This is a genomic window from Actinoalloteichus spitiensis RMV-1378, from assembly GCF_000239155.1.
Lineage (GTDB): Bacteria > Actinomycetota > Actinomycetes > Mycobacteriales > Pseudonocardiaceae > Actinoalloteichus_B > Actinoalloteichus_B spitiensis.
This window is the reverse complement of record NZ_AGVX02000174.1, coordinates 1-6,980: the sequence shown is the minus strand read 5'-3', so window position 1 is coordinate 6,980 and position 6,980 is coordinate 1. Positions and strand designations below refer to the sequence as shown.

General features: G+C 73.6%; 4 protein-coding genes. 3 read left to right on the top strand and 1 reads right to left on the bottom strand.

Annotation, left to right across the window (positions count from 1 at the left end):
• Window positions 1-533: 533 nt before the first annotated feature.
• Window positions 534-2,117 carry an acyl-CoA mutase large subunit family protein gene (locus ACTIDRAF_RS0209070; protein WP_016698417.1) on the bottom strand — a complete coding sequence of 528 codons (1,584 nt, stop codon included), beginning with the start codon at window positions 2,115-2,117 and terminating at the stop codon, window positions 534-536.
• 383 nt (window positions 2,118-2,500) lie between these two features.
• Here ACTIDRAF_RS0209070 and ACTIDRAF_RS34445 point away from each other — a divergent pair, with 383 nt between their 5' ends.
• The 3 genes from ACTIDRAF_RS34445 to ACTIDRAF_RS0209055 form a co-directional block, all read left to right on the top strand.
• On the top strand, window positions 2,501-4,651 hold the full coding sequence (locus tag ACTIDRAF_RS34445; protein WP_085944828.1) for a serine/threonine-protein kinase: 2,151 nt from the start codon (window positions 2,501-2,503) through the stop codon (window positions 4,649-4,651).
• A gap of 105 nt (window positions 4,652-4,756) precedes the next feature.
• Entirely contained in the window at window positions 4,757-5,578 is an 822-nt protein-coding gene (locus ACTIDRAF_RS0209060; RefSeq protein WP_016698415.1) for a purine-nucleoside phosphorylase, read from the top strand.
• A gap of 32 nt (window positions 5,579-5,610) precedes the next feature.
• On the top strand, window positions 5,611-6,980 hold a 1,370-nt coding region (locus ACTIDRAF_RS0209055; RefSeq protein WP_157162936.1), incomplete at its 3' end, for a phospho-sugar mutase.

Here is a 6,980-nt window from a genome sequence, read left to right as displayed (position 1 = left end):
TGCCACGCCCCGCGCCAGCGGCGGGCGGCCCTCCATCCGGGCCGCTCGCCGAACGCGCAAGACGGGAAAATCGTACGGACGGACTCACGTGCGCCTCACAACTCCTCCGCTGCCGCGTGGCGCCCGCGCCCGCTGTCCGCGATTGGTACAGCGGGTGTCCTTCCTGGTGTGGTGCTCAGCTCCCTAGGTCGACGTTCTCGGTGGTGCCTGCCGGACAACCGCCCCGACTGATCGCCCGTTCCGGGCGAAACCGGTTGCTACCAGTGGCAAGCCGCCGGAACAACCGTACCGGTTCTCCGGGGTGCTTCCCGCGATCCTCGGGGGCGCGTACCGGGCGCACGCCCTCGCCGCGCCGCCCGTGGTCGACCGCGTGGCACCAGGGGCGGACGGTGGGCCGGGGGGTAGATCGGCAGTGGTACGCCGCCGCGTCTTCTCCCTGCTTACCCCGTACTTAGCGGACATTTCACACCGTCGTGGGCGGGGGGCCGCCCGGCGGCCGGACCGGGCCGGGTGGCCCCCGGATGGCGTGGGGATCAGAAGACGTCCGACGGGGTGTACCGTCCCCACACCTCCCGGAGACAGTGACAGACCTCACCCACGGTCGCCCTGGCGGCGAGGGCCTTCCTCATCGGCGGCAGCACGTTCTCCCGGCCGCTGGCCGCCTCCCGGAGCTCCGCCAACGCCACGCGCACCGCCTCGCCGTCACGCTCCGCACGCAGCTCCGCGAGCCGCCGGGACTGCGTCCGCTCGATGTCCGGATCCACCCGCAGCGGCTCGTAGGGCTCCTCGGCGTCCACGGTGTACCGGTTCAGGCCCACGACGACGCGGTCGCCTGAGTCGATGTCGAGGGCGTTCTGGTACGCGGTCCGCTCGATCTCGCCCTTCTGGAAGCCCTGCTCGATGGCGGCCACCGCCCCGCCCCGCTCCTCGACCTTGCCCATCAGCTCCACCACGGCGCGTTCCACCTCGTCGGTCATCGCCTCGACCGCGTACGAGCCGGCGAAGGGGTCGACGGTGGAGGTCAGGTCCGTCTCGTTGGCCAGCACCTGCTGGGTGCGCAGGGCCAGCCGGGCGGCCTTCTCGGTCGGCAGCGCGATGGCCTCGTCGTAGGAGTTGGTGTGCAGGGACTGGGTCCCGCCGAGCACGGCAGCGATGGCCTGCACCGTCACCCGCACCATGTTGACCTCGGGCTGCTGCGCGGTCAGCTGCACACCCGCGGTCTGCGTGTGGAACCGCAGCGTCCAGGACTTCGGGTTCGTCGCCCCGAACTCCTCGCGCATCAGTCGGGCCCAGATCCGCCGAGCCGCGCGGAACTTCGCCACCTCCTCCAACAGGCTGGTCCTGGAGACGAAGAAGAACGCCAGGCGGGGCGCGAAGTCGTCCACCCGCAGTCCGGCGTCGATGGCCGCCCGCACGTACTCCACGCCGTTGGCGAGCGTGAACGCGATCTCCTGCGCGGGAGTGGCCCCGGCCTCGGCCATGTGGTAGCCGGAGATCGAGATGGTGTTCCACCGGGGGAGTTCCGCCCGGCAGTACGCGAAGATGTCGGTGATCAGGCGGAGCGAGTGGGCCGGCGGGTAGATGTAGGTCCCCCGGGCGATGTACTCCTTGAGGACGTCGTTCTGGATGGTGCCGGTGAGGGTGGCCGGGTCGACGCCCTGCTCCTCGGCGACCAGTTGGTAGAGCAGCAGCAGCACGGCGGCGGGCGCGTTGATGGTCATCGACGTGGAGACCTCGCCGAGCGGGATGCCCGCGAAGAGGCGCCGCATGTCCTCGATCGAGTCGATCGCGACCCCCACCTTGCCGACCTCACCGTGGGCGACCGGCTCGTCGGAGTCGTATCCCATCTGGGTGGGCAGGTCGAACGCCACCGAGAGGCCGGTGGTGCCAGCCCTGATCAACTGGTGGTAGCGCGCGTTCGACTCGGTGGCGGTGCCGAAGCCCGCGTACTGCCGCATCGTCCACGGCCGCTGGGTGTACATCGTGGGGTACACGCCCCGGGTGAAGGGATAGGCGCCCGGCTCCCCGACCCGGTCGGCCAGCCCGTCCCGGACATCGGACGGCCCGTAGACCGGTTTCACCTCGAACCCGGACTCGGCTCGTTTCTCGGCGGACATCGGACGCCTCCTCGTGGTAGGGGTGCTCGCTGGTGGGTGGCTGGCGGGACGGGGTGGTACCGAGGCGGCGAGGGTAACGCCGCCTCCCGGTTCACCGGCCCCGGTCAGAGGCCGGCCGGACCACCGGGTGACCGGATCCTGGGCGGGCGGGGCGGACGGCGCGTCCCGCCGGTCGGGAGTGGCCAGCCGCCGGGCGGCACGAGCTGGTCGTCGTGACCGCCTCCCTGATCTTGTCTCCACGGCGACGAGGCCCGCAGAATGACGGCGGGCGGCGCGCGCCCACCCCCCAGCCCTGGTTCGAGATCACCCCGCTCGGACCGTCGGATCCAAGAACAGGCTCGTACCGTGGTCTGTATCGCACAGTGCACAGTCGAGTACAACGCATGGAGAATGTGTCCGTGGCCACCACAGACTCGGAAGATCCCGCAACTCCTCGTGTGATCGCCGGCCGGTACCGGCTCCGCCGGGTGTCAGGGAAGGGCGCCACCGGCATCGTCTGGGTCGCCTACGACGAGTTCCTGCGCAGACAGGTCGCGCTGAAGGAGGTGCTGCTGCCCCAGGGCGTGCCGGCTCCCGAGGCCGACGCCATGCGGGAACGCACGATGCGCGAGGCGCGGGCCAACGCCGTGCTCTCCCACCCCAACGTGGTGACCCTCTACGACGTGGTGCGGCACGAGGGCGAGCCCTTCGTCGTCATGGAGCTCGTGCTCGCGCACAGCCTCGCCGCGGTGCTGCGCCACCACGGCCCGATCAACGAGCAGCAGGCCGCCGTGGTGGGGGACGCCATCGCGGCGGCGCTGGAGGCGGCGCACCGGGCCGGTATCACCCACCGGGACGTCAAACCCGGGAACGTGCTGGTCAACCAGGACGGCTGGACCAAACTCACCGACTTCGGCATCGCGCGCAACGTCACGGAGAGCACCCTCACCGCCACCGGCCTGCTGCTGGGGACGCCGTCCTACATCGCGCCCGAGGTCGCCACGGGGCGCGGGGTCAGCCCCGCGGCCGACCTGTGGGGGCTGGGAGCGACGTTGTACGCGGCGATGGAGGGGCGCCCGCCCTACGACGCCGGGGGCGACCCGCTGGCCACGGTCACCGAGGTGGTGCACGGCCCGGTTCCCCAGGCGAGCCGCGGTGGCACCATCGCCGAGATCATCAGTGGCCTGATGGTCAAGGCCCCGGCCAAGCGGATGCCGTTGGCCGAGGTGCGCCGGCGACTCGCGCCGTTGTTGCCCAAGTCCGGGGTGAACGTGTTCGAGGACGTCGACATGCCCGATCCCAGTGCGGCCGAGCCGCCGTCCACGGGAACCCGGGGACCGGGGGGGACCAGGTCGGGCACCCGGGGGGCCGGCGGAACCCGGTCCGGTGCGCGCGGTGGCCCGGGCACCCGCTCACAGGCGTTGAGCCGGCCGCCGACGGCGACGGGTGCGGCCGGCCTGAACCCCCCCACCGCGGGGGCGACGGGCGGCTGGTCCCCCGCGGGTCGACGTCCGGGGGGCCGGCGTCCCACCGCGCAGTCCACCGGCGCGCTCGGAGCCCACACCGGGGCGTTGGGGGGCCTGGGGGTCGACGACGACTCCTCGCCGATCCGAGCGCTCGACGACTCGGCGCCGCTGGCCGCCGATCCCGGTCCGCTGCCCTTCCCCGTTCGCGACACCGGCGGTCAGCCGGGTGCCGAGGAGACCTCCCCGCCCGCGCCGTTGGCCGCCGACCCTGGCCCGCTGCCGTTCACGCCCGCTCCCCCCACGGGGGACCCGGGCGCGACCTCGGACGGGCGTGGCGGCCGACCGCCGGCTCCCTCGGACACGGCGGGCTCGGGACCGGGCCGCCGGGTGGGTGCTCCCCGCCTCGGCCGGGGCGGGATGATGCTCGCGGTTCCGCTGTTCCTCGTCGCGGCGCTGGTGGGTTTCGCGCTCGTCAGGACCGTCGCCGGCGAATCCGTGCTGCCGACCGAGGTCGCCCGGGCTCCCGAACCGGGGCAGGGCAGCATCGACGCACCGACCCTCGACCTCGCCTCGGACCGCGCGGTGGGCCAGGACACCGCGCCCACCGAGGGCCGGTTCGAACTGATGCTCCCCGAGGGGTGGGGCCGGTTCCAGGAACAGCGGCAGTACCCGGAGCTGCCCGACAGCTCCATCACCCGGTACGTCTCCGAGGACGGCGCCAGCACCGTCGCGGTGGAGTGGTTCGCGGATTTCTTCCCGGACCACACCTTGGACGACTACGTGAACCGCCTGCCGGAGCTGACGGCGGGAAGTGGCGGCCAGTTCGTTCCGGGGCTCGACGTCCCCGTCGAGACCGAGCGGGAACCGGCCGGAGCCGAGCCGGCCCGTGAGCTCACCTACCGACTCGTCGACTCCGGTCTCCTCCGGGAACCGGAGGGGGCGGAGCAGCGGCGGACGGTCTACGTGCGGCTGCTGCCCCGGGGCGACGACCTGTGGTTGGTCTCGGTCTCGGTGGACACGCGGTCGGAGACGGCGGGCCGTACGGAACTGTTCGACCAGATCGCCCCCAGTTTCACCACCCTCGCCTGAACCGGAGAACCCGGTGGCCCCGGACCGGTGGTCGGAGGCCTTAAGCTTCGCCCTGTGACGGCGAGTGACGCAGGCACCGCGACGGTGCGGACCGACGAGTCAACGGTGACGGGCGGGGCGGCCCCCGCCGACCAGCACACCCCCGAGGCGGTGGCCGGGCGGGCAGCGGAGGAGCTGGCCGCCCGGACCGGTGTGGACGAGCACGAGGTGGCCGTGGTCCTCGGCTCGGGCTGGCGCCCGGCGGCCGAGGAGCTGGGCGACCCGGTCGCCGAGGTGCCGATGGCGGAGCTGCCCGGCTTCGTGCCGCCGGCCGTCGCCGGGCACGGCGGCGCGATCCGGTCCGTCCGCCTCGGCGGGTCCCGGGTGCTGGTGCTGCTCGGCCGCACGCACCTCTACGAGGGCCGGGGTGTCGCGCCGGTCGTGCACGGGGTGCGCACCGCCGTGGCGGCGGGCGCCCGCACGGTCGTGCTCACCAACGCGGCCGGTGGTCTGCGCGGCGACCTCAACGTCGGCCAGGCCGTGCTGATCCGCGACCACCTCAACCTGACCGCGCTCTCCCCGCTGGTGGGGCCTCGGTTCGTGGACCTCACCGACCTGTACTCCGCCCGACTGCGCGCGTTGGCCGCCGAGCTCGACCCGACGCTCACCGAGGGGGTGTACGCCCAGCTGCCCGGCCCCCACTACGAGACGCCGGCGGAGATCGGGATGCTCCGCACGCTGGGCGCCGACCTGGTGGGCATGTCGACGGCGCTGGAGGCGATCGCGGCCAGGGCCGCCGGGGCCGAGGTGTTGGGCCTGTCGCTGGTGACGAACCTGGCGGCCGGTACCACCGGCGAGCCGCTGAACCACGAGGAGGTCGTGGCGGAGGGACGTGCCGCCGCCACCCGGCTGGGCGGGCTGCTCGCGCGTCTGGTGGGCCGGTTGTGAGCGGCCTCGACCCGGCGCTGCGCACCGCCGCGATGCGGTGGGCGGCCGAGGACGTGGACGAGGACGACCGCGTCGAGCTGCAACGCGTGCTCGCCTCGGCGATGGCCGGTGACGAGTCGGCGAAGGCGGAGCTGGCAGACCGGTTGTCCGGCCCGCTGACCTTCGGCACCGCCGGGCTGCGCGGCCCGCTGCGCGCCGGTCCCAACGGCATGAACCGGTCGGTCGTCATCCGTGCCACGGCCGGTGTCGCCGCCTGGCTGACCGCCCACGGACATGCCGGTGGGGTGGTCGTCGTCGGCCGGGACGCGCGGCACGGGTCCGAGCGGTTCGCGACCGACGCGGCGGGGGTGCTGGCCGCGGCGGGTTTCGACACCCGGCTGCTGCCCGGTCCGCTGCCCACCCCGTTGCTCGCCGGCGCGGTCCGGCGGTTGGGCGCGGTGGCGGGCGTCCAGATCACGGCCTCGCACAACCCGCCGGCCGACAACGGGTACAAGCTGTACGACGGTGAGGGCACCCAGATCGTGCCCCCGGCCGACTCCGAGGTGGAGGCCGCCATCGAGCGGGTCGGTCCCGCCTTCACCGTGCCGCTGTCCCAGGACTGGCGGGTGGAGGAACGCGACCTCCTCTCCGAGTACCTCACGCACGTCGGAACGCTGCCGAGGGGCAGCGCCCGGGACCTGCGGATCGCGGCCACCCCGATGCACGGGGTGGGCGGCGAACCGCTGGTGCGCGCACTGGCCGCCGCGGGTTTCCACGACGTCCACCTCGTCCCGGAACAGGCGGAACCCGATCCCGACTTCTCGACGGTGGCCTTCCCCAACCCCGAGGAGCCGGGGGCCACCGACCTGCTCCTGGCCCTCGCGGAGCGGGTCGACGCCGACCTCGCGATCGCGCTCGACCCGGACGCCGACCGCTGCGCGGTCGGTGCCCGCCGGCCCGGGGGTGGTTGGCGGATGCTCCGGGGGGACGAGACCGGTGCCCTGCTCGCCGAGCACGTGCTGGCCACGCTGGACCGTGCCGCGCACCCCGACCCGCTGGTGGCGACGACGATCGTCTCCTCGTCGATGCTGGCCTCGATCGCCGCCGCCCACGGCGCCCGCTACGACGAGACCCTGACGGGTTTCAAGTGGCTGGTGCGGGCGGGGGACGGCCGGGGCACCGGCCTGGTCTTCGCCTACGAGGAGGCCCTGGGGCTGTCGGTCGACCCCGAGGTGGTCCGGGACAAGGACGGCCTGTCCGCCGCGGTGCTCGCCGCGGACCTCGCGGCCACGAGGAAGGCCGCCGGTAGCGATCTCTTCGCCGCGCTCGACGAGCTCGCCGCGCGGCACGGCGTGCATCTGACCGACCAGGTGTCGATCCGGGTGACCGACCAGGCGGAACGGGCGAGGCTGGTGGCGGGGGG

Bases quoted from the DNA above. Each gene is read 5' to 3' on its own strand.
- ACTIDRAF_RS0209070 (WP_016698417.1), bottom strand. From the start codon at position 2,117: ATGTCCGCCGAGAAACGAGCCGAGTCCGGGTTCGAGGTGAAACCGGTC.
- ACTIDRAF_RS34445 (WP_085944828.1), top strand. From the start codon at position 2,501: ATGGAGAATGTGTCCGTGGCCACCACAGACTCGGAAGATCCCGCAACT.